Source organism: Streptosporangium sp. NPDC000239 (genome assembly GCF_040300765.1).
Taxonomy (GTDB): domain Bacteria; phylum Actinomycetota; class Actinomycetes; order Streptosporangiales; family Streptosporangiaceae; genus Streptosporangium.
Map to the genome: position 1 here is coordinate 85672 of NZ_JBEPEI010000013.1, position 24375 is coordinate 110046.

The window sequence follows — 24375 nt, forward strand, 5'->3', positions numbered from 1 at the left end:
ACTCCGAACCGGCCCCGGCGACCGGCATAAGGGCAGGCAGGAGTCATGATGTTCCGGGTGACCTACCCAAAAGAAGCGACGTTAAAGGAGCGTGTTCCGGCAGTGGTATAGGCCATTAACAGAGGTCTAAACCAATCACCGCACAGGTTCAGACCAATTTCGGCCCGTTTTCCCTGGCCCGCCTCAGGAACCGATGTCCGGGCCGGAGGCGCGCACCCGGTCGACGTGCTGAAGCGCGTCGCGCAGATCGGCCAGCCAGGTGTCGGTGTGGGCGCCCACCAGACGCACACACCAGGCGAGCGCGTCACTACGGCTGCGTGCGACCCCAGCCGCCACAAGAGTGTCCAGGACGCGCCGCTCGGGCTGGCGCAGACGTGTCATGACCGGGACCGAGAGTGTGGTGAACATCACCGTCTCGTCACCCACCGCGATGCCCCACGAGACCTTCCTGCGGAAGCGGTGCTCGGCCTCCCTGGCGATCTCGACGCGCCGCTCCCTGGTCTCCTCGCGGAAGCGCTGGATGCCGCCCTCGACGGCGGCGGCCCGCTCGATCTCGGAGACGCCCTCGGCGGGCGCGGGCGCGGCGAGCCTGCCGACGACCGTGATCTCCTCACGGTCGAGCACGATCTCGGGACGCCCCTCGAACCACCCCTCGGGCAACCGCCCGGAGAACCAGCCACGCAGCTTCTCGACCGCTTCGTCACTATCCATGTAATCGAGATTACATCGCTTCATCCAAGGGGACCATCGCCGGCCCCGGACAGGGACGGGTGGGCCTCCTGTGGCACTCGTTGCAGTGTTCACACCTGTCGCCTAGACGCGACAATCGGCCCATGAGCTCACCTCAGCGCCCCGAGGGACTACGCGAACGCAAGAAGGCCAGAACCCGGCGAACCATCCAGGAGCAGGCACTGCGCCTGTTCGCCGAGCAGGGCTACGACGAGACGACCGTCGAACAGATCGCGGAGGCCGCGGAGATCTCGGCGAGCACCTTCTTCCGCTACTTCCCCACGAAGGAGGACGTCGTCGTCCAGGACGACCACACCCCCCTGGTGATGACGGAGCTGGCCGCCCAGCCCCCTGAGCTGGCACCGGTCCCGGCGCTGCGCGCGGCGGTGCACACCGCCTTCACCCGGCTCGCCCCCGAGGAGGAGGCGCAGATCCTCGCCATGACCAGGCTCCAGCTACGCCACGTCGCGCTGCGGGCCAGGGCCGTGGACAGCATGATCTGCACGATCGACACCCTGGCCGAGGCCCTCGCCGGACGTCTGGGCCGCCACAGCGGCGATCCGCTGAGCCGTACGGCCGCGGGCGCGGTGGTCGGCGCGATCCTGCCCGCCCTGTTCGGCTGGGCCGAGTCCGGCGGCGTCACCCGCCTAGCAGACACCGTCGACGAGGCCCTGTCCCTCCTGGAAGGAGGCCTAAAGGTCTAGGACTCCTCCGGTGCCATCCGTGAGGGGTGTGGCTTGTGCCTTACCGGTGCCGTGTGTGAGGAGTTTCGGCTTGGGCGCGTCGGTGCTTGGACTGAGGAGCGAAGGAGCGAAGCGGATGAGCGGCGAGGGAAAGCACCGACCCGACGCGCCCAAGCCCGCGCCGCCGCAGGCGGCGCAAAGAGACAGAGCCGCAGCTACCTGACCTGGGCGGCTATCTGGGGGCTGATGCGGACGGCGCCGGCGAAGTTTCTGGTGTAGATCGGGACGAGCTTCACCACGTCACCGGTCCTCGGCGCGTGCAGCATCTTGCCGTCGCCCCAGTAGATCGCCACGTGGGAGACGTAGCCGGGGTTGGTCGGGTCGTTCCGCCAGAACAGCAGGTCACCCGGCTGGGCCTGGGACAGTTCGATCCGCGGCCCGGAGACGAACTGCTGGTGGGTCACCCGGGGGACCTGGATGCCCGCCTGGCGGTAGGCCCACTGGACCAGGCCTGAGCAGTCGAAGGTGTCGGGGCCCTCCGCCCCCCACACGTAGGGGCGGCCGAGTTTGCTGATCGCGGCGGTGAGGACGGTCCTGATCTGGGGGGCCGTCGGGAAGGCGCCCACGGGCCAGACGGTGCGCCTGGGCGCGGTGAACACCGGGTTGATCGTGGCGACCTGGCTGCCCTTGGGCAGGACGCGCAGCAGCCTGTTGCGCAGCTCGGCCGAGTCGGCGCCCGGCGCGCTCACCACCAGCGCGTTGTCCTGGGGGAAACCGAGGGAGCGCGCGGTCTGCTGGGAGACGACGGCGTCGATGGCGCCCATGCCCATGGTCGCGTAGGCGCCGACGCGCAGGCTCGTCCTGGAGGTGGAGACGGTCTTGCCCAGGGTCATGCCGCCGTCGTTGCCCAGGACGAAGGAGACGACCAGTTCTCCCGCCGAGACGTTGCGCCAGAGCCGGTCGGAGCGGGCGGTCGGCTTGGGGGTGAAGGCACGGAACGTCGAGGGGTTGACCCCCAGCGTCTGCACCCGTTTCCCGTCGAGGACGACCTCGGCGGCGTCGGCGCGTTCCACCGCCCGTACCCCGGAGAGCCGGGTCACCCTCGCCACGACCGCCGAGCTGAGCGGTTTGTTCGTCACGACGAACAGGTGCGGCTTGCGGATCGTGGTCAGCGGGGCGACCGGCGGTGGCGGGGTCTGGGCCGGGGTGGGGGTCGCCGTGTTCTGCGGGACCTCCTGAAGAGCTCCCTGGAGCGTCTGTCTGGCGACGGGCCTGCGCAGGGCCGTCGTCGAGGAGTCGTCGGGCAGCCTCAGGACGATCACCACGGCCGCGGTCAGCATGACCACCGCGACCGTCGCCACGATGGGAACGGCAGGGCGCGGCGTGCGGATGCGGGGGCTGTAGGCGAGGTCCTGTCTGGCCTCGTCGATCAACCGGGAGACACGCGTCCGCCTGTCGGGCACGACATCTTCCCTTCCACCCGTCCTGATCCACCCCTACGTAGAGTGCCGTACGCTGCGCCACAATGCGCAGGAACTCACCAAAACGCTCCAAACACGACACGCTGTGCAGTGGCGGCGGGGTTTCGGCCGGCCCGAAGGGCCCTGGACATGGCTATCCGCCGGGACCCGGTCCCGGCGGATCAGCGTGTCCGATGCGGATCAGTTGCCGATGTACGGCACGGCCTCGATGATCTCAACCGTGTTGGACCTGCCGTTCGGCATGGTGTAGGTGGCCTTCTCGCCGATCTTCTTGCCGTTGATCGCCGCCCCCAGCGGCGACTTGGGCGAGTAGACGTCGATCGGGGCACCGCTCTCCTCGCGGGAGGCGAGCAGGAAGGCGACCTCCTCGTCCTCTCCCTCGAACCGTACGGTGACGGTCATGCCGGGCCCGACCACGCCCTCGGCACGGGGGGCCTCACCGACCTTGGCGTTGTCGATGATCTGGCGGAGGTGGAAGATGCGGGCCTCCATCTTGCCCTGCTCGTCCTTGGCGGCGTGGTAGCCGCCGTTCTCCTTCAGGTCGCCCTCTTCCCTGGCGGCCTCGATCTTCTTCGCGATGTCGACACGCCCGGGCCCCGAGAGGTACTCAAACTCCGCCTTCAGGCGGTCGTACGCCTCCTGAGTTAGCCAGGTGACGCTCTCGTTTCGGGAGTCGGCCACGGGTTCTCCTTGCTTCCTCTGTGGGGCTTGGTACTAAGGGGTAGCGCTCGTTCGAATTTCGACAGGCTAACAAGTTAACCGGCCGAGCGCTTCCCCAAATGTCTCACTATACGAGATAGCAGTAGTGAACGTCGCCGGAAGTAGCCTGGCTACTGGTCTCTAGCCTCTCGGTAAGGCGGACATACCCCTCACCAGCGGGAATATTGACCTCGCGGCTGCCCACTTCGACGTGATCCACATCCATGGCCCTGAGCCTGCACACGGCGGCGCGGCTGGACGGCTTGACCACTTCGAAGGTGATCTGCAGAGAATCGCCGCGGCTGGTGTCGAACGCGATGACCTGGTCGATGACCTCGGTGTTGCCCTTGGACGCCCACATCACGTATCCCCAGCCCCCGGCGCACACCGCGCAGAGGATCGCGATCACGACGTGCACGACGAAGCGCCCCCTGCGCTCCGGACGGTCGGGGAAGTCGTCCGGGGTGCCAAGCACGGGGCCGGTCTGACGGCCCGTCCCGGCCTCGCTGGTGGCCATGCGGAATCTCCCTGCGCTACCTCGGTGTTATCCAAGACAATTGTCTCTCGCGGGGGCCTTGCCCTCGCGACCGCCCAAGAGAAACTAACCTCTCTTTAGAGTGACCCAGCCCAACCCGGGGAGCGGTGCGGCAGGCGGGGGCCGAGCACGTCACGGCGATGAGCGCGTCCGTGCGGCCCGCGCGGACCCCAGCGCGCCCAACGAAGAGGAGACACCGAGCCCGTGAGTGCACCGCTGAGGCTGATGGCAGTTCACGCGCATCCCGACGACGAGTCGAGCAAGGGTGCCGCGACCATGGCACGCTATGTCGCCGAGGGCGTGGACGTGCTCGTCTGTACCCTCACCGGAGGGGAACGCGGCTCGATCCTCAATCCCAAGATGGACCGTCCCGACATCCTGGAGAACATCGGGGAGGTCAGGCGTCTGGAGATGGAACGCGCGCGGGAGATCCTCGGCGTCGAGCAGCGCTTCATGGGGTTCGTCGACTCGGGCCTTCCCGAGGACGAGAGCGAGCCGTTGCCCGAGGGGTGCTTCGCCGTGCAGCCGCTTGAGGTCGCCGCCGCGCCGCTGGTCGCCGCGGTGCGCTCGTTCAGGCCGCACGTCATCCTCACCTACGACGACGACGGCGGCTACCCGCACCCCGACCACATCATGACCAACCGTGTCTCGGTCGAGGCCTTCGAGGCGGCGGGCGACCCCGACCGCTACCCGGAGGCGGGCGAGCCCTGGCAGCCGCTCAAGCTCTACTACCAGATGGGCTTCACCAAGGCCCGCTTCGAGGCGCTCCACGAGGCGATGAACGCCCGCGGCATGGGCTCGCCGTACGCCGACTGGATCTCCCGGTGGGAGGACCGGCCCGAGAAGTGGCCGGTGACCACCCGGGTGCCCTGCGGCGACTACTTCGAGGTCCGTGACCTGGCGCTCCTGGCGCACGCGACGCAGGTCGACCCGGACGGCTTCTGGTTCGTCTGCCCGCGCGAGCTCCAGGCGGAGATCTGGCCGACCGAGGACTACCACCTGGCCCGCTCCCTGATCGACACCACGCTCCCCGAGGACGACCTGTTCGCCGGCATCCACGCCGACGAGGTCTCCCCCGCCTGCCACTAGGGAAATCACCGGCCCCTTCGGCCCCGCCGGAGGCGGGACCACGGGGTCGGGATGGCAGACTTGAAGGGTGCCTACAGATCCGAACTCTCTCAATTCCCTGGTCAGCCCCGGCCTGCTGGGCTTCCTGATGGTCGCCGCGCTCGGGCTCGCCCTCTACCTGCTCGTCAAGTCGATGCGGCGGCAGATCTCCAAGATCGAGGTGCCGTCCGAGGCCGAGCTGCGGCAGCGCGACAGGGACGGCGCCACGCCGATCTCATGACCAGGCGCGCTCAAGGGCCTTCGGCAGGCCCCAGCGCCCCAGCGGGGTGAGCACCTCGCTCTTGTCGACGATGCCCAGGCAGGCCCACAGCGGCGTGACCGAGCTGAAGAGGGTCTCCGCCGCCTCCAGGTCCTCCGGGTCGTCCATCTGGACGTCGATGTCCTCGGACTCGGCGATGAACCTGGCGATCCGCTCCGGTGAGGCCAGCACGCCGGGCCCCCGCCTGGCCAGCGTCGCGACCACGGCCAGCCAGTCGGCGTGGTGGATGGCGCACAGCGCGGCCAGCACCGCGTCCTCGTGGCTCAGCTCACCGTCCAGGTCGGCGAACTCCTCGGGGACGTCGTCGTCCTCCGGCAGGTCGGAGACCGGTCCCGCGATGCCCGCGGTGACGCTCAGCCACAGCTCCTCGTCGTCGGCGGGAAGCGGCTCCCCCTCGTAGCCCGCGCAGGCCCGCAGCACGTTTCCCGGGTAGCCGGGGTCGGCCAGCACCTCGCGCAGCCGTACGCAGGCGGCGCGCAGGTCCGCGGCGGGGCGCTCCGGGGGCGGCAGTTCGGCCAGGATGCGCCGCAGCTCGCCGAGCGCGAACGCCTCCTCCTCGTCCCAGGCCGCGAACAGCTCCTCGTCCTGCTCGTCGCTCACCGCGATCCCCGGCACCCGCCCGTCGGGCAGCGGGCCGTTGAGCCAGCGTTCCTGCAGGTCCTCGTAGGCCTCCCTGGCCCGTTCGTCCCGTAGCGCGAGCGCGTCCGGGTCGATCTCCCCCGAGGCGACCCGCTCCTCAAGGAAGGACACCATCCGCTGGAACATCTCCCTGGCGACCGGGCCTCGTTCGTCCTCCTCGGGCCAGACGAAGAAGCTGCGGGTGAGCAGGAGGGGTTCCGTACCGGTCGACTCCAGCCACCGCTGCACGTCACCGACCGTCGCGTTGCCGGACTCGATCGCGCCAAGCGTCGTCTTGGCCGAGTCCCAGAAGTGGGGGGACAGCGGATTGCCCAGCGCCGCCAGCGCCCTGCGCAGGTCGGGAACCGCCACCAGGGCGACCCCCGAGGGTACGGCGAGCAGCGCGCGGGCCACGTCACGACGGGTCAGCTCAAGGGCGGGCCGTCCCGCGTGCACACAGACGAAGTCGAGATCCACGCCCAGTGAGCCTACGCGCGAAGCCGCTCGAACACACCTCCCAGCCCGTAAACTTCCTCCCCGCGTCCAAAGAGGGATCGCCGGGACACCTCACCCCATCCCTCCGGCCGTTTTCCCCGGCGCCGGGAAAGCCATCTAGAAAGCACCCATTCCTCATTTGTCGCTTTAAATCTATCAGACAACAGACATGACTAATAGTCATGATTTTTCGCCAATCTCCTGCTAGATCATGATTATCGCCTTTTGAGCAGTCTCGGCGATCTTCGAGACGTCAGGAGAACTCGTGCTACGACCCCCCAGAAGCGTCGCCACGGCGACGCCCGTCGCCGTGATCCTCTCCCTCACCGCGGCCCTCGTGACAAGCACCCCCGCCCACGCGGCCGACCCGCCCGCCCAGGTGGAGCCCCGCACCGGCACCGAGACCCCCGCCCTGGTCAGCGGCCTGAACGAGGCTCCGGTCAGCGGCGACCCCGTCACCGTCGCCCGGCACCACCTCCGCCAGGGCCGGTACGGGATCACGAACGTGAACACCGACCTGGTCCCCCTCGACGTGGTCCGCGACGGCCAGGACGAGACCGTCCGGTTCGAGCAGCGCTACCAGGGCATCCGCGTTTTCGGCGCCAACTATCTCGTGCAGATGACGAAGGAGGGCAACGCCCACCGGGTCACCGGAGCGGGCGGCCGTTTCCTCACCGAATTGAGTGTTTCGACCACGCCGAAATTCCCGGAAAGACTCGCGCTCGACGTCGCGCTTTCCCGGACCGCGGCACGGACCGGCGGCGAGAAGGAGGCCCTCACCGCGGTCTCCGGCGGCCTCGTCGTCGTCCCGACCGGCAAGGGCCTGCTGGCCTGGCGGGTGACCGTCACCGGGACCGACGCGCGCAGGCAGCTGCCGCTGCTCACCGACGTCTACGTCAACGCCGGGAACGGCGCCCCGCTGTTCGCCTCCGACCGGATCCGCACCGCCGTCGAGAGCTCCGCCGAGGGACCCCTCGCCACCACGGGCACGACGGTGCGCGGCGCCACGGTGCCGATCAACGCCTACCAGCGGGCCGACGGCAGGTACGAGCTGCGCGACCGCACCCGGTGGAACGGCACCGCCGGCGAGGTCGTCACCTACGACGCGCAGAAGCGCGACGTCTCGCGGTTCCAGGGCTCGCTGCCCGCGGACACCCCGATCGTCGCCTCCGACACCCCCACCTTCACCGGCGCCACCACGGAGATCGGCGCGGTGGACGCCCACTGGGGCGCGAACCAGGTCTACGAGTACTACCGGCGGCTCGGACGTGACGGGCTCGACGGCAAGGGCGGCTCGATGCTCTCGGTCGTCAACGTCACCTCCTCCGGCAGGCCGTACATCAACGCCTTCTGGGACGGCACCAAGATGGTCTACGGCGGGGGCGGTGACCAGTACTACTCGCTGGCCTCGGCCCTGGACGTGGTCGGCCACGAGATGACCCACGGCGTGGTCGAGCACACCGCCAACCTGGTCTACTTCGGCCAGTCCGGCGCGATGAACGAGGGCATCGCCGACTACTTCGGCAACGCCATCCAGAGTGACGCCGAGGGGACCGACCCGGCCGACCCCGACGCGGGGCTGCTCGGCGAGACGCTCTGCCGTACCGGGACACCGCGTCAGTGCGCCCTGCGTGACCTCAACGACGGGCGGGTGGCCGCCGACGACTACGTGGGCTCCACCGGCCGCATCGACAGCGCGGGCGTCCACCTCAACTCGACGATCTTCAGCGGCGCGCTGTGGGACATCCGCGAGAAGCTCGGCGCCAGGGCCGACAAGGTCGTCCTCAAGGCCCTGTCCGAGTACATGACCCCGCTCGACGACTTCAGCGACGGCAGGCGAGCGGTGCTGGCGGCGGCCGTACGGTCCCGGCTCGGGGCGCGGGACCTGCTGACGATCGCGCGGGCCTTCGACGCCCACGGCATCAGGAACGGCTGGGAGCGTCGCATCGCCACCGACCACGACGTCCTGCTGCGCGGCGTCACCGACCCCTACGCCCAGCCGGACGCGGCCGGTGACCGTTACGTGGTCACCAACTCCTCCGCCGACCAGACCGCCCCCGCGGCCGTCTACACCGGACGGGTGCGCGGCGGCAAGGCCGTCCAGCTCTCCGAGCCGAACGAGATGTCGAGCTACGACGCCGTGACGGACGGCAGGAGCGCGGTGTGGACGACCTACGTCCAGCGGGAGGACGGCTGGAAGATGCAGGTGTGGAGCAGGCCGCTCGACCGCTCCCAGCCGCAGCGGCTGATCCACGAGGGCGACGGCGACGTGCCCAACATGGCGGTCGACGGTGACACGATCGCCTACTCGGTCTGGGACTCGGCCACGGGCGGCTACGACCTGTGGGTCAAGAAGGGCGACGCGGCCCCGGTCAACATGACGCCGCAGCCCGGGATCTACAGCAGGGTGCCGACGATCAGCGGCGGCCGGATCGCCTACATCAAGCTGTACCTGTGGGAGGGCGGCCCCCGCCGTATGGTCATCACCACCCGTGACCTCGCGACGGGCCAGGAGACCGACCTGCCGGCCCCGCCGAGCCCGCCGAACGTGATCGGGCTCGTGAGCGGCCCGGTGCTGACCGGCACCTCCCTGTTCTGGCTCCAGGACGCCCAGCAGGACGGTCTTCAGGGCATCATGCGCGCCGACGCCGACGGCGGTTCCCCGGTGGCGCTCACCCCGGACGACGCCACCTCGCCCAAGCTGCTGGACATGGACGCCACGGACACGGCCGTCACCTACAGCGTCTACCCCGACCTGACGGTGATCAGCAACGACACCCTGCCCAAGATCACCCAGATCCCGGCCAGGGGCGGCAAGGCCGTACGGGTCACCTGCAACCGGGGTGAGCAGGCCCAGTTCGCCTCGGGCGAGGGCGGCAGGGTGATCTGGATCGACGGCACCGCGGCCCACGTGGACCTGGCCACCCGGGCCCGCCCGAGGGGTGCCTGCCGGGCGGCGTAACCGTACCGAGGTCGTCCAGCGGGCGTGGGGCGCCCGCTGGACGGCTCCGCGAGCGGGATCAACGGGCGGTATCGGATGGATCCGCCGTTAAAGTGTGATGATGTACGTACGGCAGTCCGACAAGCTGGCCAACGTCTGCTACGACATTCGCGGTCCCGTACCGAAGCGCGCGGCAGAGCTGGAGTCCCAGGGTCACCACATTCTCAAGCTGCACATCGGCAACCCTGCTCCGTTCGGCTTCGAGGCTCCCGAGGAGATCCTGCAGGACATCATCCGCAACCTGCCCGTCTCCCACGGCTACGGTGACTCCAAGGGCATCCTCAGCGCCCGCAGGGCCGTCGTGCAGCACTACGAGGGGCACGGCTTCCCCGACCTCGGCGTGGAGGACGTCTACCTCGGCAACGGCGTCTCCGAACTGATCGTGATGGCGATGCAGGCGCTGCTCAACAACGGCGACGAGGTGCTGGTCCCCTCCCCCGACTACCCCCTGTGGACCGCCGCGGTCTCGCTCAGCGGCGGAACCCCCGTCCACTACGTCTGCGACGAGGGGGCCGACTGGCTGCCGGACCTCGACGACATCGCCTCGAAGATCACCGACAGGACCAAGGCCCTGGTGATCATCAACCCGAACAACCCGACGGGCGCCGTGTACCCGCCCCGGCTGCTCGAAGGCCTGGCCGACCTGGCCCGCAGGCACGGTCTCGTCGTCCTCGCCGACGAGATCTACGACCGGATCCTCTACGACGGCGCCGTCCACACCTCGATCGCGGCGCTGGCCCCCGACCTGTTCTGCCTGACCTTCTCCGGCCTGTCGAAGACCTACCGGGTGTGCGGCTACCGCTCGGGCTGGATGGTGCTCTCCGGTCCCAGGGAGCGGGCGTCGTCCTACATCGAGGGCCTCGACATCCTGGCCAACATGCGCCTGTGCCCCAACGTGCCCGGCCAGCACGCCATCCAGGCCGCCCTCGGCGGCCACCAGAGCATCGAGGACCTCGTACGGCCCGGCGGACGCCTGTGCGAGCAGCGCGACCGCGCCTGGAAGCTGCTCAACGACATCCCCGGGGTGAGCTGCGTCAAGCCCCTGGGCGCGCTGTACGTCTTCCCCAGGCTCGACCCCGAGGTCCACCCGATCACCGACGACGTCCGCTTCGCCCTCGACCTGCTCGAACGGGAGAAGCTCCTCATCGTGCAGGGCACCGGCTTCAACTGGGCCCGCCCCGACCACTTCCGCCTGGTCACCCTCCAGCACGCCGACGACCTCGAAGAGGCCATCGGCCGCCTGGGGGGCTTCCTGTCCACCTACCGGCAGTGACGTCCCGTGACCGCTTCTCCGTCGTGCCCTGACGGGAAGGCGGTCACGACCGCCCGGCCCCCTCACGGTGGCGCGGCGAACCGTCCACCGGCGCCTCCCGCGTGTGCGCGGCCCCTGGCCGGGCGGGCAGGCCGAGGTGGGCGATGATCCGGTCGGCGACGGGGGCCAGCAGGTCGTGGAGCCGGCGGGTGGCGTCAGCGCCGAGGGTGGCCCAGGGGCGTTCGGCGAGTTCGTCGGTCCGTTCCTCGACCGCCCGGCGGAGGGCCTGGCCCGCGGTGGTGAGAGAGCGCGTGTCGGGCTCCAGCAGCCCGCGGGTGATCAGGCGCCGCTCGGCCGCCTCCCACTCCTCGTCCGTCCACTCCCGGATCCCCTGCAGACGCTCGCGCCGGTCCGCGCCCGCGGCGACGACCAGCACCAGGGCCTCCGGCCCTTCGACGCCGGAGTGCAACAGCGTGGCGAAGTGGCCGTCACCCCGGTGTTCACGCAGAGTGGTCGCGGCCTGCCAGAGCGCCAGGTGAGGTCGCGACGGCAGGGGCAGCGCGGCGTTGGCGCTGCCCAGCGGGCGGCCCGGGGCGTCCCGGCAGGCGTTCGCGGCGAGCCCGGCGAGCCCGGCCGCCTCGGCCAGCTCGGGTGCGGCGACGGACTCCTCCCCGAGGATCGCGCGGAGGCCGGCGTCCGCGGCGGCCAGTCGCGCCGCGAGCACCGCTTCGGGGTTCGTCTCCGCCCGGACCGCGCAGACTTCGCGCTCCACCATGCGCGGGCTGAAGTGGTGGAACAACGCGTGGACAGCGGCTGGGGAGACCTCCCCCAGCGGAGCGGTGCGCAGCGCGAAGTACGGCGTCCAGCGGCCGGTCAGCCCGAGCCGCCGGAAGGCTTCGCCAGCCTGCGGGGCGAGGACGGCCACCAGATGGTAGGGCTCCAGGACGGCGCGCATGGCCCGGGTGAGATCGTTCACGGAAGCCTCCGAGGCGGGTGGGAAAGGTCATGGAGCAGGAGCCCGGGCCGTGCTCCGATGTGCCCGGCGACCTGTCAGGGAACGCCGATCACCGCCGCCAGGTCGGGCCGGGCCCGGGTCGGCAGCAGTTCCGTGACCTCGTGCGCCACCAGACCCGCCCGCAGGTAGGGGTCCTCCCCCAGAATGCGGTCGAGCTCCTCACGGGACACCCCCTGGGCGAGGATGAACCCTCCGGTGGCCGGCACCTTGCGGCCGCCCAGAAGGAACGTCCCGCTCCTGAAGTGCTGGTCGATGAAGACGTAGTGCTCATCGCGCAGCGGGAGAATTCGCTCCTCCGGGACCAGATAGGACAGCAGTACCAGGAACATGCGGCCGCTCCCAGAGCTCATTGTCGGTGATGGGCGACGACGGACGGGGTGAGGGGACGCACCGCCGGACGACGACGGCGCGCCCCGCTCCGGTCCGTCCGGGTCAGTCGGTCTTCTGGGCCAGCAGCAGCAGGCCACCGGGGATGTTGGGACGGACCGTCTTGCGGATCTCGAACCCGCCCTGGCGGAAGGCGTCGCTCCAGCCCTCCTCGCTGAGCAGGCCCTGGCCCATCAGCGCGTGGATGAGGGTGAACTCCGGGGTGAAGGTCTCCGGGCAGGCGCGGTCCCGCTGCGGGGGAAGCACCTCGGCCGCGAGCACGTGCGCCCCGGCCGGGAGCCGCTCGGCCAGGCCACGCAGATATGAGACGAAGTAGTCGAGGCCCTGCTCCAGCACCTCGTGCATGAAGAAGAAACCGACCACGAGGTCCACGGTCTCCAGGCCGGGGATCGCGGCGGCGTTGGAGGCGTCCGCCTCGACCACCGTGATGCGCTCCGTCAGGCCGTCCTTGGCCACTTCACGGCGGGCCTCCGCGATCGCGTCGGCGCTGATGTCCACGCCCAGGCCGTCGGCGTCCTTCAGCCCGCAGATCCCGATGAGGTTGCGGGCGTTCCCGCAGCCGAAGTCGGCGACCCGGGTGAACTCGATCTCGGACAGCAGGGAGTGCACGTACGGCTTGAGGTCCTCCAGACCGAGGTCGGCCGAGGAGACCGCGACGATCCGGCCGTCGCGCGAGATGTCCTTGCCGTACTTGCTCTTGCCGGAGACCAGTTCGCCGAAGCGCCAGAACGGCTCGCCGAAGCCTCCCGCGATCCAGAAGATGTAGCCACGGTCGCGCAACAGTTCCCGGCCGTACCCGGTGAGCCGGTAGACGTCGCCGTCGGGTGCCACGACCCCGCGGTCGACCAGGTAGAAGACGGTGTCCCGGGCCAGCTGGAGGTTGCCGCCCACGTCCTCGACGCGCAGCCCCTTCTCCTCAAGGATGTCCAGCACGCCCAGGTCGTCGAGCGAGGCGATGACCGAACACATGATGTAACCCTCAAGCAGCTCGAAGGAGTGCCGACGGGGAATGCCCCGGATAGCGAAGTCGTTCGTGGCCATAACAGTCCTTTCATGTTTCCTCTCCGCGGCCCCACGGGCAGCGGCGCAGGAAATTGGACGACAGGATACGAGGACGTTCAGCGCCCGCCGGAAAGCCGCCCCGACCATGGGATAAAACGTTCGCCCAGGGCCGGAAAAAGAAATCCGGAAACTATCGGCGGGGCTGTCGAAAACGGGCCGACGGGTAAATCCTCCAGGCTCGCCGTGGGAGTCGAATCAGCCGACGCGATGATTATGCCGCACGCGCCGGTGACGAACCAGAGGCCGGGATCGATTTTCTCTTATTCTGGGACGGAATGCGATGATCACTCGTGCTTCGGGCAGGTGCACAAACCGTCGAAGCCCTGGGCGCGGCGCTCAGAAACAGTGAATCCTCCGGCGCCCCAGTTGTCCAGCGGCACTTCCTGAACAATGACGTAGATCCGCTCCGGATCCTTGCGCAGCACGTCGTGCACCAAGTCGGTGACGCCGTCGATGAGTTGCTTCTTCTTCTCGGCGGTGAGGTTCTCGTTGATAACCTGAATGGTGACGATCGGCATAACGCTACCTCCGGGTCGGGAAGCCGTCGGCGCCGGCCGTTGGCGGCCTCGGACCGGCGCCGTGATCAATGAATCAGGTGCAGCGCGTCTGGGACGGCGAGCCTCGGTCAGGCCGCCGGACGGGGCAGGGTCCGCGGCTTGTAGGACGGGCGGTTCGCCTCGAACGCGGCGATCTCGTCCTCGTGGCCCAGTGTCAGAGTGATGTCGTCCAGACCGTTGAGCAACCGCCAGCGGGCGTTCTCGTCCATCTCGAACGGGGCGGTCACACCGTCGGCGCGTACCTCACCGGACTCCAGGTCCACGGTGATCTCGGCCGCCGGGTCGGCCTCGGTCAGGGACTGCAGCCGTTCCACGACCTCCTGCGGCAGCACCACGGTGAGCAGGCCGTTCTTCAGCGAGTTGCCGCGGAAGATGTCGGCGAACCGGGAGGAGATCACGGCCTTGAAGCCGTAGTTCTGCAGGGCCCAGACCGCGTGCTCGCGCGAGGAGCCGGTACCGAACTCGGGTCCCGCGACCAGCACGGTCGCGCCCTGCCGTTCGGGCCGGTTCAGCACGAACTCCGGGTCGGCGCGCCAGGCCGCGAAGAGCGCGTCCTCGAAGCCGTCGCGGGTCACCCGCTTGAGGAAGTGGGCGGGGATGATCTGGTCGGTGTCGACGTTGCTGCGGCGCAGCGGGACGGCCCGGCCGGTGTGGACGGTGAACTTCTCCATGGTGTCAGGCCTCCAGCAGGTCGGCGGGGGAGGAGAGGCGGCCGGTGACCGCGGTCGCGGCGGCGACGACGGGCGAGACCAGGTGGGTGCGTCCGCCCTTGCCCTGCCTGCCCTCGAAGTTGCGGTTCGAGGTGGACGCGCTGCGCTCGCCGGGCGCCAGCTGGTCCGGGTTCATCCCCAGGCACATCGAGCAGCCGGCGAACCGCCAGTCGGCGCCGGCCTCGGTGAAGACCTGGTGCAGGCCCTCCGTCTCCGCCTGCAGCCGGACCTTGGCGGAGCCGGGGACCACCAGCATCCGGACCCCCTCGGCGACCCGGCGGCCCCGCAGCACGTCGGCGGCGGCGCGCAGGTCCTCGATCCGGCCGTTGGTGCACGAGCCGAGGAACACCGTGTCGACCCGGACCTCGCGCAGCGGCGTGCCGGCCTCAAGCCCCATGTAGGACAGCGCCCGTTCGGCGGCGGAGCGCTCGACCGGGTCGGTGAAGGACTCCGGAGCCGGGATCAGCGAGCCCAGAGGAGCGCCCTGTCCGGGGTTGGTCCCCCAGGTGACGAAGGGCGTCAACGCGGCGGCGTCGATCACCACCTCCTTGTCGAAGACCGCGTCCTGGTCGGTGTACAGCGTCTTCCAGTAGGCCACCGCCGCGTCCCAGTCCTCGCCCTGCGGCGCGTGCGGACGGCCCTTCAGGTAGGCGAAGGTGGTCTCGTCCGGGGCGATCATCCCGGCCCTGGCGCCCGCCTCGATGGACATGTTGCAGATGGTCAGCCGGCCCTCCATCGACAACCCGCGGATCGCCTCGCCGCGGTACTCGATCACATGGCCCTGGCCGCCGCCGGTGCCGATTTCGGCGATCACGGCCAGGATCAGGTCCTTGGCGGTGACCCCCTCCGGCAGCTCGCCCTCGACGGTGACGGCCATCGTCCGGAACGGCGCCATCGGCAGGGTCTGGGTGGCCAGCACGTGTTCGACCTGCGAGGTGCCGATGCCGAACGCCAGGGCACCGAAGGCGCCCAGGGTCGAGGTGTGCGAGTCTCCGCAGACCACCGTCATGCCGGGCTGGATCAGGCCCAGCTGCGGGCCCATGACGAAGACGATGCCCTGCTCGGCGTCGCCCAGCGAGTGCCGCCGCACACCGAACTCGTCGCAGTTGCGGCGCAGCGTCTCGATCTGGTTGCGGGAAACCGGGTCGCTGATGCGGTCGATCACGTCGGTCGGGACGTTGTGGTCCTCCGTCGCGATGGTCAGGTCGGTGCGCCGTACCGAGCGCCCGGCAAGCCGGAGGGCTTCGAACGCCTGCGGGCTGGTGACCTCGTGAAGCATGTGCAGATCGATGTAGAGAAGGTCGGGCTCGCCCTCGACACGTCGGATGACGTGCTCGTCCCAGACCTTCTCGGCGATTGTCCGTCCCATACGGCCCTCCGAGTTTCCGTGCATTATCTTGAAATGTGAGACGACACGTCTCGCAACGGACCGGACTCTAGTCGATCACAAGCCACGTCCGGAGCCAAATCCCAAAACGGCACAGGACAACTGTGACCCAATCTCTTTACGGACTAAACCCCCTTCGGAATATCTGGAATCTCCCTATGGATTAAACCCCTCCTGATATGAGTCTCGAATTCTGAGATTTTTAGCCGGAATCGTAGACATACTCGGTCTCCAAAAGTAGCTTCGCCAACGGCGCAACCCTGCCCGGGAGATGGCCGAGTGGCCGTTCACAGAAGGAGATTGTCGCTATGTCCGTTTCTGTGGAGTTAGCCCTTCCCCGATGCGCGGACGCTCTCAACCCCCGTGCACTCGTCGAAATCATCAGCTCCTGGCTGCACATTCCCGCCACCGAACTCGATCTCACCGTCAACGCCGACCAGCGCAGGATCGTGATCGAGGCCGTGCGCACGATGAACGAATTGGCGGGCGGCGGCGACTCAGCGGCTTTCCATCAACAACAGTTACTGCTCTCCAGGCTCTACGGCCTGGTGCTGCGACTCCCCCAGGCGGTCACCGCCGAAGGTTCCGTGGTACTCCACGAGGTGGTCCGGCTGCTGGAGGAGGCCACTCTGGCCCGCGAGGACCACGGGGTCGACACCGTCCTGCTGGACGAGGCGCCCGCCGACCCGAAGGACTACCTGTCCTGGCTCAAGAACCTCGCCCGCCGGCACCCCGCCTACAAGCATCCGTACTACGCCGAGTTCATCCGCGACCGCGCCGGGCGCGAGGACCTGCGTACCTACGTCATCCAGGAGTCGGTGGTCGACGGCCGTTTCGACGACCTGCTGGCCATGATGCAGGTCGGAACCACGGACGACGCCAAGCTTGAGATCGCCCGCAACTACTGGGACGAGATGGGCAACGGTGACGCCGACCAGGTCCACACCCATCTGTTCAACCAGATCTTCCAGGTGTTCGACATCGGCGCGGACGAACTGGAGGACGCGCTGACGGCCGAGGCCCTGCTGTCCGGCAACCTCGCCGTGATGCTCTGCCGCTACCGGCGCCTGTACCCGGAGGCCGTTGGCTTCCTCGGGATGACCGAGTGGTTCGCCCCTGACCGCTTCGTCCAGGTGGTCCACGCCTGGGAGCGGCTGGGGCTGCCGGACGTCGGCATCGTCTACCACCGGCTGCACATCACGGTCGACTCCCTGCACGCCGCAGGGTGGTTCCACAACGTGATCATTCCGGCGGCGGAGTCGCCGGCCATGCGGCGCGGCATCGCCCGCGGCGCGCTCTTGAGACTCAACTCCTCCGCGCGCTACCTGGACGAGCGGCTGGCAGAGGCGCGCTCCCGCTCCTGAGCAGTGATGTGTCCCATGGCCGGAGGCCCGTCCTCCGGCCCCACACACCCGCACCCCCTGGAGTCCGCCATGCCCGTCCCCCAGCGCGGCCGGCCACCGCACACCGAACACGTCCTGCGTGAAGAGCTGCGGCTGCTGGTCTGCCGGATCAAGAACAGCGACCCCACGGCCCTCGGCGACACCGACGACTACGCCTCGGCACTTGAGTACGACTCGCTCGACTTCGTCGAGCTGGCGGTACGCCTGGACACCGAGTACGGGATAGAGGTCGGCGCCGAGGCCGACGACCTTCCCGCTCTGGCCTCCCTCGACACCCTGACCGCCCTGGTCCGCGACCGGAGGACGCGATGAACCCGCGCCACGGCCGGCTCCCGTCGCTTCTCGGCGCGCTCTCCGCCCTGGCCGAGGACACCCCCCGGCGCACCGCCCTGGTCGCCGACGATCGCGGCGTCGACTACGGGGAGCTGCACGAGCGCGTCCAGCGGACCGCCGCGGCGCTGGTGCGCCGGGGGGTGGGTCCCGCCCAGCGGATCGCCGTGGTCGGCCACAAGACGGTGGACGCGGTGGTCGCGCTGCTCGCCGTACAGCGGGCCGGCGCGGCTTACGTACCGCTCGATCCCCGGGCACCCGCGGCCCGGCTCGCCGACCTGGTCGCCGACGCGCGCTGCCCGCTCGTCCTGGTCTCCGCCACCGACACCGACCTCGCACGCGACCTGGCCGAACGGACCGGGGTCCTCCCGCTCGGCGTCGGCGAGGCCGCCGCCGAACCAGCGACGGCCCCGCTGCCGGAGGAGATCTCCCCGGAGAGCGTCGCCTACTGCATGTACACCTCGGGAAGCACCGGCCGCCCCAAGGGGGTGCAGATCCCGCACCGGGCGGTGGACGCCTTCTTCGCGGCGGTCCATCCGCTGCTCCGTGTCGGGCCGGACGACCGCTGCCTGAACACCTCGGCGCTGCACTTCGACGTTTCGGTCGTCGATCTGCTCTACCCGCTGACACGGGGCGCGACGGTGCACCTGGCGCCCGCCGTCCCGATGCCGCCGCTGCTGAACCGGCTGATCGAGCAGGAGCGGATCACCTATTTCGCCGCGGTCGGCTCGACCCTGACCCTGCTCGCCGACCACGCCCGCGGCTTCGCCGGACGCGACCTGTCGCACCTGCGCCGGGTGATGACCGGAGCGGAGGTGCTCCAGCCGCACACCGTGCAGCGCTGGCTGGCCGCCGCCCCCCAACTCGTCGTGATCAACGGATACGGCCCGACCGAGGCCACCTGCCTGGTCGTCGCCCATCCCATCGACGAACGGGAACCGGACCGCACCGCGCCCTACCCCATCGGCCGTCCGCTGGACGGGGTCACCGTGCGCTTCCTGCGCGACGACGGGCACATCGACGAGGAGGGGCCCGGCGAGCTCCTGGTCGCAGGCGCACAGCTCATGAGTGGTTACCTGGAGCGTCCCGAGGAGGAACGGCGGGCCTTCCTCGACCTCGACGGCACCCGCTTCTACCGCACCGGCGACCAGGCGCACCGTGACGCCGACGCCGTACTCCACTTCCACGGCCGGCGGGACGACGAGGTCAAGGTCCGCGGCTACCGGGTCAACACGCAGGAGGTGCGCCAGACGCTGGAGGCCCACCGGACGGTGGGGCGCGCGTTCGTCACCGCCTCCCGGGACGGGCGCGGCCGGGAGATCCTCGCCTGCGCGGTCACCCCGCCCGGCGCCCCGGCGAGCGTCCCCTGCGGCGACGAGAGCCCGTTGCCCGCCCTGGACGCCGACCGGGCACGCGCGCTGCGGACGCACCTGTCGGAGCGGTTGCCCGGCTACATGGTGCCCGCCGACTTCCGGCTGCTGGACGCGGTTCCGTTGCTCTCCAGCGGGAAACCCGACGTCCGCGGCATCGTGCGGCGCCTGACCGCGGCCTCCCCTCGGGGGGACGCGTGAACGCGTCGCGCGCCGCGGCCCCGGCCGGCTCGCCCGTCGACGACCTGGCGCCCGCCGGACTGCGCGCCCGCGTCACCGAGTGCCTGCGCGAGTGCGCCTCCGACCGTGCCGAGCCGGTCGTCGCCGCGCTCGACGCGGCGGGCCTGTGCTTCCCCGGGCTCCCCGACCGGGTCGTCCTCGCCGAGAGTCTCGCCGCGGCGCTGGACTTCGACCCGGCCGCCGAGGTGCTGGCCCGCCACGACAGGCCGGGGGCGGGCGCAGGCCTGCCGGTGGCCGCGCTGCAGGTCGCCGCCTCAGCCCGCCTGGTGGCCACGACCGGCGGCTGGCTCGGCACCCGCCATTCCTTCGGGCAGCGCCTGATCGACCACCAGGTCGTACGGTTCCGGCTCGCGGAGCTGATGGCCTACGCCGAAGGCGCGCGGCATCTGGTGCACGCGGCCACGGCCGACACGGCGGCCGGCGCGCGGGGGGACGGCGTGGTCGAGGCCGCCCGCCTCCAGGCCCGCAAGCTGCTGCGCCGTACCGCGAGGGTCTGCCTGCACCTGCACGGCGCCAGTGGGTATGTCGCCGGTCACCCGGCTCAGCGGCTCCTACTCGCCGGTCACCGGCCCGCCGACGGAATCTCCGACGAACAACTGCTGGACGCCGTCGCCCGGCACCTGCGAGGGGCCGATGACTGAGCCTCCGACCGCGACGGCCCCGCACCACGGGCGGCCAGGACCGGGGTTCGCCACCCCGGCCGCGTTCCGCCGGAGCGTCCGGGCGCTGGTCGACCGTCACCCCGAGGTGTTCGCGCCCGCGGTCTGGGACGTCCCCGGCCGCGTTCCGCCCGGGCGGGAGGCGGTGGTCCTGCTGGGCCACGCCGGGCTGCTCGCCCCGGCCGCCCCTGCCCCCGCCCCGGTTCTGCAGGTGCCGCCGGAGCCGGGCCCGGTCCCGTCCTGGCAGTTCGCGGCGGCGTTGCACGAGGAGCTGGGTCTGCTGCCCGCAGGGGCGGTGGTCCTCACCCAGGTCGAGGTGGCCGCCAAACTGCTGGCCGCCTTCCCGGCCACCGCCCACGCCGCCCGTCAGGCCCTGGCGGGGCGGTCTCTCGCCGCGCTCGCGGTGACCGAACCCGGCGGCGGCCTGGACTTCGACGCCATGACCACCTCGGTGCGCCGCGGTGACGAGGGGGTCGTCGTCGAGGGGGAGAAGTGGCTCTCCAGCAACGCCCCCTTCGCGGACGAACTGCTGGTGCTGGCCCGGGACACCGCCTTCGCCGACTCGGCGCTCGGGCGTCACTCCCTGGTGCGGGTCCCCGTGGACGCGCCGGGGGTCGAGGTCCACCCGCTGCGGACCCTGGGGCACCGGGGCGTCACCGGGCGGATCCGGCTGACCGGCGTCCGACTGGCGCCTGAGGCGTTGCTCGGCTCGCCCGGTACGGGCCTGCTCACCCTGATGAGGCACTGGGTCCACGAGCGCGTCATGGTGGCGCTGCGGATGACGGCGATGGCCGAGGGGCTGCTCGCCCTGCTCCGCTCCGCCGGTGGGCCACGCTCCGGGTACGCCGACCGGGCCGCCGCCGAGCTGTTCGTCGACATCGCCCAGGAGCGGGCGTCCTGCCGGCGGGCGCTCGAACTGCTCGGAGCCGGCGGCTGCCCGCCCCGGACCGCGGCGGGCTGCAAGCTCCGATCGGCCGACGTGCTGCGGCGTACGGCCGAGGCCGCGCTCCGGCGCGAGGCGGAACTCGCCTCGACCCGGCCGCGCTTCGCCGGACTCGACCCTGCCGATCCGGGGCTGGCGGAACGCGCGTTGCGCGACGCCACCGGCCTCGCCCTGGCCGGCGGCAGCGACGAGGCCCTGCTCATGGTGATCGCCCGGGAGCTGCGGTGACCGAAGCCGTTCCCGCGCGCCGATCGGCCGCGCTGCCCTGCCGTACCCCGGTCGAAGGATCGCCGCCGCTGTTCCTGCTGCCCGCCGCCGGTGGCTCGACCACGCTCTACCGCGACTGGCCGGACGCGCTCGGACCGGGGGTCACCCCGTGCCCGGTCGAACCTCCGGGCCGTGGGCGCAGGATGGCCACCCCGCCCTTCACCGATCTGGCGGAGCTCGCGGGCGCGCTCGACGAGGAGCTCACGCCCCCGGCCGGGAGTCCCTGGGCTCTGCTGGGGCACAGCATGGGCGCCCTGGCCGCCGTGGCCTGGGCGGCCAGGGCACACCGCCGGGGCCGGTCGCCGAGCGTGCTCTATCTGAGCGCGGCCGCTCCACCATGGCTCCACTCCACCGCCGAGCCCCTGGTCCACCTCGACGACGACGGCCTGTGGCGCCACATGCTGGGCCTGGGCGGCCTGTCGGCCGAGGTGGCCGGGAACGACACGGCCCGCAGGCTGCTGACCCCTCTGATGCGGGCCGACGTACGGGCCGCCGCGTCCTGGCGGCCCGCCGCCGCTGTCGCGGTCGGCTGCCCCGTGGTGGCGTTCGTCGGGGCGCGGGAGACGGAGTTCCAGCCGTCCCTGGCTCTGGAGTGGCGGTCCGTCGCCACCGGCGGATTCGCCGCGCACGTGCTGCCCGGCGGTCACTTCTACCGGCACGGCCTGACCGATCTGCTGCCCGTGGTCTCCGCCGACCTCATCCGGCGCTTTCCTCCTGCCGAACCGTCCTGAACCGTCCTGAACCGTGCGTCCACCCGCACGTTCGACCAGGGAAAGGAAACCTTCATGGTCCTGCGGTCCGACGTCCTCCCCGACACCGCCCCCGCACCGCTGGTGCTGATCGCCCCCGGGGTCCTCGACCCGCTGCTGGACGACGCGCTCTCCCAGTACCGGCGGGCCTGTGACGGCTCCCGCCGCGGCGAGCCCTACCTTCCCCGCTGCTGGGCCCTGCTGCTGGGCCAGATGGACCAGGGCGCCCTTCGGGTGCAGGCGTTGCGCTGGGCGGGCAACGTCCGGGAGAGCGACGAGGCGGTGCTGGAGGAGTTCGCCGAAGTCATCGTGCCGTGTTTCGGCTCCTCCTATACCAACGGCAGGCGCGGCTACTGGTGTGATCCGGCCGAGCTGTTGAAGATCATCCGCGAGGCGGAGGCGCAGGGGCTGGACGTGCTCGGCTCCGTCCACATGCACGCGGACATGCACCGCTTCTGGCCCGAGCACGCCAACGGCCAGCTGCTCAGCCACCGCCCCACCGCGATGGACGAGTACCTGTTCCGCAACGGGGGCTGGCCGCTGAACATGATCTGCCATCTGGAGAGCTTCGGCGACGACGTGGCGCTGAGCGTCGGCGCCTGGGCGCCACCGGTCTTCGAGGACGAGAACGGCAGGGCTACCGCCATGGAGGTACGGCTCAGCCTTGGCAGCTCCAGCGTGCCGGTGGAGAGCCGGAGGCCGGAGTGATCAAGCGCGTGGTGCTGGTCAGGACCGATCGGCCGGCTCGGATCGACGACGAACTCGCCCGCCTGGCGGGGCTCAGGGGCACCGTCCCCTGCCTGCGGGACATCGAGGTGGCCGCGGACATCGGTGGTCGTTGCCTCGGCTACGACCGGATGTTCGCGCTGAGCTTCGGTGACGCGGAGGACATCGCGGCCTGGAGCGACCACCCGGCCCACGCCCCGCTGCGGACCACGCTGCTGCGAGACGCCGAACTGCTCGTCTTCGAATACCGGACACCGACGATCATCTCACAATCCGATACAAAGCATCTCTCATATTGATCGCGACTCATCTGGCGAGTAGTCAGGAGGGAACACAGCTCGCCGGATGAACGACCAGACCGTCCAGAGGAGAACCACCGTGAACAAGTCGGCCGCCCCGACACCGGGCGACACCGGCCGCAAGCGCTGGCTGATGTTGGGCCTCGGCGTCGCCGCCCAGGCCGTCGCCTGCGTCTTCGTCTACGGGGTCCCGTACCTCGTCCCCGAGCTCCGCTCGACGGAGCACCTGTCGCTGGCGCAGGCGGGGGTGGTGATCTCCGCCCCCACGATCGGGCTCATGGCCGCCCTGGTCGCCTGGGGGGCCGCGGCCGACCGGTACGGCGAGCGCGTCGTCCTGGGCCTCGGCCTCGCCCTGTCGACCCTCATCCTGTTCGCCGGCCTCATGGTGCACGGTCTCGTCCTGCTCTGGGTCGTCTTCTTCCTGGCCGGGGCCGCCGGCGCCTCGGTCTACGCGGCCAGCGGCCGAGTCGTCATGGGCTGGTTCAGCGCCAAGGAGCGCGGCCTGGCCATGGGTGTACGGCAGACCTCCACCCCGCTCGGCATGGGCGTCGCCGCCCTGGCCATCCCGCCGCTGGCCGCCGGGAACGGCATCTCCGCCGCCCTGCTGTTCACCGCCGTGCTGACCGGTGTGGTCGGGCTGGCCGTCGCGATCTGGGTGGTCGACCCGCCGCGCCCCGCGAAGCCCACCGCCGACGGGGCCGCGACCAAGCCGCCTTCCCCCTATCGCAGCCCGGTCCTGTGGCGCGTCCACGGTGCGAGCGCCCTGTTGGTCTGGCCGCAGTTCACCGTCGGCGCCTTCGGACTGCTCTATCTCGTCGATGTCCAGCACTGGAGTGTCACCGACGCCGGCCGGTTGATGGCCGTCGGCCAGCTGGCGGGCGCGCTCGGCCGAATAGCGGTGGGCAAGTGGTCCGACCGCGTCGGCAGCCGGCTCCGTCCGATGCGGCAGCTCGCCCTGGTCAACGGCGTGCTGATGCTTCTGATGGCGCTGTGCGCGCTGTGGCCCTCCTGGGCGGCGGACGTGGTGCTGATAGCCGCGTGTGGCCTGGCCGCCAGCACCAACGGCCTGTCCTTCACCTCGACCGCGGAGATCGCCGGTCCCCACTGGGCCGGGCGCGCCCTGGGCGTTCAGAACACCGGGCAGAACCTGACCGCGTCACTGACGCCGCCACTGGCCGGTGAGCTGATCGTCGTCGGCGGCTACGCCGCGGGCTTCGGCTTGGCCGCCGTCTTCTCCCTCGCCGCGGTTTTCGCCACCCCGTCGGCCCACCGCGCCGAAACCCCCCGGCCGGACCCCGCTCCCGCCCCGCTCAAGACCTGAACCCCGCGCTCCCCGGCGGAACAGCCGGTTCCCGGGGTCGCGGCCTGGAACGCGGCCTGGCGTCCGCGCA

25 protein-coding genes are annotated in these 24375 nt (G+C 70.5%); 14 read left to right on the forward strand and 11 right to left on the reverse strand.

What is annotated here, in order from left to right; translation table 11 throughout:
- Positions 1–183: 183 nt before the first annotated feature.
- Positions 184–711 carry an ATP-binding transcription factor AbmR gene (gene abmR, locus ABT340_RS27940; RefSeq protein ID WP_352013807.1) on the reverse strand — a complete coding sequence of 176 codons (528 nt, stop codon included), beginning with the start codon at positions 709–711 and terminating at the stop codon, positions 184–186.
- A gap of 122 nt (positions 712–833) precedes the next feature.
- Between abmR and ABT340_RS27945 the strand changes: the two genes are divergently transcribed.
- Positions 834–1433, forward strand: coding sequence for an acyl-CoA-like ligand-binding transcription factor (locus ABT340_RS27945; protein ID WP_352013808.1), 600 nt, complete (start codon positions 834–836; stop codon positions 1431–1433).
- Positions 1434–1627: 194 nt separating this feature from the next.
- On the opposite strand, the gene ABT340_RS27950 is transcribed toward ABT340_RS27945, so the two are convergent.
- The 3 genes from ABT340_RS27950 to ABT340_RS27960 form a co-directional block, all read right to left on the reverse strand.
- The gene (locus ABT340_RS27950) at positions 1628–2875 is read right to left on the reverse strand and encodes a C40 family peptidase (protein ID WP_352013809.1); all 1248 of its coding nucleotides are present in this window, start codon (positions 2873–2875) and stop codon (positions 1628–1630) included.
- 198 nt (positions 2876–3073) lie between these two features.
- A complete protein-coding gene (gene greA, locus ABT340_RS27955; RefSeq protein WP_352013810.1) occupies positions 3074–3574 on the reverse strand; it encodes a transcription elongation factor GreA in 501 nt (166 codons plus the stop codon).
- 106 nt (positions 3575–3680) lie between these two features.
- Positions 3681–4109 carry a DUF4307 domain-containing protein gene (locus ABT340_RS27960; RefSeq protein ID WP_352013811.1) on the reverse strand — a complete coding sequence of 143 codons (429 nt, stop codon included), beginning with the start codon at positions 4107–4109 and terminating at the stop codon, positions 3681–3683.
- Positions 4110–4331: 222 nt separating this feature from the next.
- Between ABT340_RS27960 and mca the strand changes: the two genes are divergently transcribed.
- The gene (gene mca / locus ABT340_RS27965; RefSeq protein ID WP_352013812.1) at positions 4332–5216 is read left to right on the forward strand and encodes a mycothiol conjugate amidase Mca; all 885 of its coding nucleotides are present in this window, start codon (positions 4332–4334) and stop codon (positions 5214–5216) included.
- Between the two features lie 67 nt (positions 5217–5283).
- Positions 5284–5475: a hypothetical protein gene (locus ABT340_RS27970; RefSeq protein ID WP_352013813.1), complete on the forward strand. Its 192-nt coding sequence runs from the start codon at positions 5284–5286 to the stop codon at positions 5473–5475.
- Here the strand turns inward: ABT340_RS27970 and ABT340_RS27975 are convergent.
- Positions 5470–6609 carry a hypothetical protein gene (locus tag ABT340_RS27975; RefSeq protein WP_352013814.1) on the reverse strand — a complete coding sequence of 380 codons (1140 nt, stop codon included), beginning with the start codon at positions 6607–6609 and terminating at the stop codon, positions 5470–5472. The genes ABT340_RS27970 and ABT340_RS27975 overlap by 6 nt on opposite strands.
- Positions 6610–6892: 283 nt before the next feature.
- On the opposite strand from ABT340_RS27975, the gene ABT340_RS27980 reads away from it, so the two are divergent.
- Both ABT340_RS27980 and ABT340_RS27985 read left to right on the forward strand, forming a co-directional pair.
- The gene (locus ABT340_RS27980) at positions 6893–9589 is read left to right on the forward strand and encodes a M4 family metallopeptidase (protein WP_352013815.1); all 2697 of its coding nucleotides are present in this window, start codon (positions 6893–6895) and stop codon (positions 9587–9589) included.
- Positions 9590–9689: 100 nt separating this feature from the next.
- Entirely contained in the window at positions 9690–10901 is a 1212-nt protein-coding gene (locus tag ABT340_RS27985; RefSeq protein WP_352013816.1) for a pyridoxal phosphate-dependent aminotransferase, read from the forward strand.
- A 43-nt stretch (positions 10902–10944) separates the two neighbouring features.
- On the opposite strand, the gene ABT340_RS27990 is transcribed toward ABT340_RS27985, so the two are convergent.
- From ABT340_RS27990 to leuC, 6 genes are all read right to left on the reverse strand, one after another.
- Positions 10945–11856, reverse strand: coding sequence for an SCO6745 family protein (locus ABT340_RS27990; RefSeq protein WP_352013817.1), 912 nt, complete (start codon positions 11854–11856; stop codon positions 10945–10947).
- Between the two features lie 74 nt (positions 11857–11930).
- Positions 11931–12224 (reverse strand): YciI family protein, encoded by a 294-nt coding sequence (locus tag ABT340_RS27995; protein ID WP_352013818.1) that lies wholly within the window; start codon positions 12222–12224, stop codon positions 11931–11933.
- Between the two features lie 103 nt (positions 12225–12327).
- The gene (locus tag ABT340_RS28000; protein ID WP_352013819.1) at positions 12328–13323 is read right to left on the reverse strand and encodes an SAM-dependent methyltransferase; all 996 of its coding nucleotides are present in this window, start codon (positions 13321–13323) and stop codon (positions 12328–12330) included.
- A gap of 305 nt (positions 13324–13628) precedes the next feature.
- Complete coding sequence (locus ABT340_RS28005; RefSeq protein ID WP_352013820.1) at positions 13629–13862, reverse strand: tautomerase family protein; 234 nt, start codon at positions 13860–13862, stop codon at positions 13629–13631.
- A gap of 107 nt (positions 13863–13969) precedes the next feature.
- Positions 13970–14572, reverse strand: coding sequence for a 3-isopropylmalate dehydratase small subunit (gene leuD, locus ABT340_RS28010; protein WP_352013821.1), 603 nt, complete (start codon positions 14570–14572; stop codon positions 13970–13972).
- Between the two features lie 4 nt (positions 14573–14576).
- Complete coding sequence (leuC, locus tag ABT340_RS28015) at positions 14577–15980, reverse strand: 3-isopropylmalate dehydratase large subunit (RefSeq protein ID WP_352013822.1); 1404 nt, start codon at positions 15978–15980, stop codon at positions 14577–14579.
- 326 nt (positions 15981–16306) lie between these two features.
- Between leuC and ABT340_RS28020 the strand changes: the two genes are divergently transcribed.
- From ABT340_RS28020 to ABT340_RS28060, 9 genes are all read left to right on the forward strand, one after another.
- The gene (locus ABT340_RS28020; RefSeq protein ID WP_352013823.1) at positions 16307–17362 is read left to right on the forward strand and encodes an iron-containing redox enzyme family protein; all 1056 of its coding nucleotides are present in this window, start codon (positions 16307–16309) and stop codon (positions 17360–17362) included.
- Positions 17363–17431: 69 nt separating this feature from the next.
- Entirely contained in the window at positions 17432–17713 is a 282-nt protein-coding gene (locus tag ABT340_RS28025) for an acyl carrier protein (protein ID WP_352013824.1), read from the forward strand.
- Positions 17710–19302: an amino acid adenylation domain-containing protein gene (locus ABT340_RS28030; protein WP_352013825.1), complete on the forward strand. Its 1593-nt coding sequence runs from the start codon at positions 17710–17712 to the stop codon at positions 19300–19302. Before ABT340_RS28025 ends, ABT340_RS28030 begins: the two co-directional genes overlap by 4 nt.
- Positions 19299–19982, forward strand: coding sequence for an acyl-CoA dehydrogenase family protein (locus ABT340_RS28035; RefSeq protein WP_352013826.1), 684 nt, complete (start codon positions 19299–19301; stop codon positions 19980–19982). The genes ABT340_RS28030 and ABT340_RS28035 overlap by 4 nt, the downstream gene beginning before the upstream one ends.
- Positions 19975–21171, forward strand: a complete 1197-nt coding sequence (locus ABT340_RS28040; RefSeq protein ID WP_352013827.1) for an acyl-CoA dehydrogenase family protein — start codon at positions 19975–19977, stop codon at positions 21169–21171. The genes ABT340_RS28035 and ABT340_RS28040 overlap by 8 nt, the downstream gene beginning before the upstream one ends.
- Positions 21168–21941: a thioesterase II family protein gene (locus ABT340_RS28045; protein WP_352013828.1), complete on the forward strand. Its 774-nt coding sequence runs from the start codon at positions 21168–21170 to the stop codon at positions 21939–21941. Before ABT340_RS28040 ends, ABT340_RS28045 begins: the two co-directional genes overlap by 4 nt.
- 54 nt (positions 21942–21995) lie before the next feature.
- On the forward strand, positions 21996–22667 hold the full coding sequence (locus tag ABT340_RS28050; protein ID WP_352013829.1) for an MPN domain-containing protein: 672 nt from the start codon (positions 21996–21998) through the stop codon (positions 22665–22667).
- Positions 22664–22984 carry a Dabb family protein gene (locus tag ABT340_RS28055; RefSeq protein ID WP_352013830.1) on the forward strand — a complete coding sequence of 107 codons (321 nt, stop codon included), beginning with the start codon at positions 22664–22666 and terminating at the stop codon, positions 22982–22984. The genes ABT340_RS28050 and ABT340_RS28055 overlap by 4 nt, the downstream gene beginning before the upstream one ends.
- A 79-nt stretch (positions 22985–23063) precedes the next feature.
- On the forward strand, positions 23064–24305 hold the full coding sequence (locus ABT340_RS28060; protein ID WP_352013831.1) for an MFS transporter: 1242 nt from the start codon (positions 23064–23066) through the stop codon (positions 24303–24305).
- Positions 24306–24375: the final 70 nt, after the last annotated feature.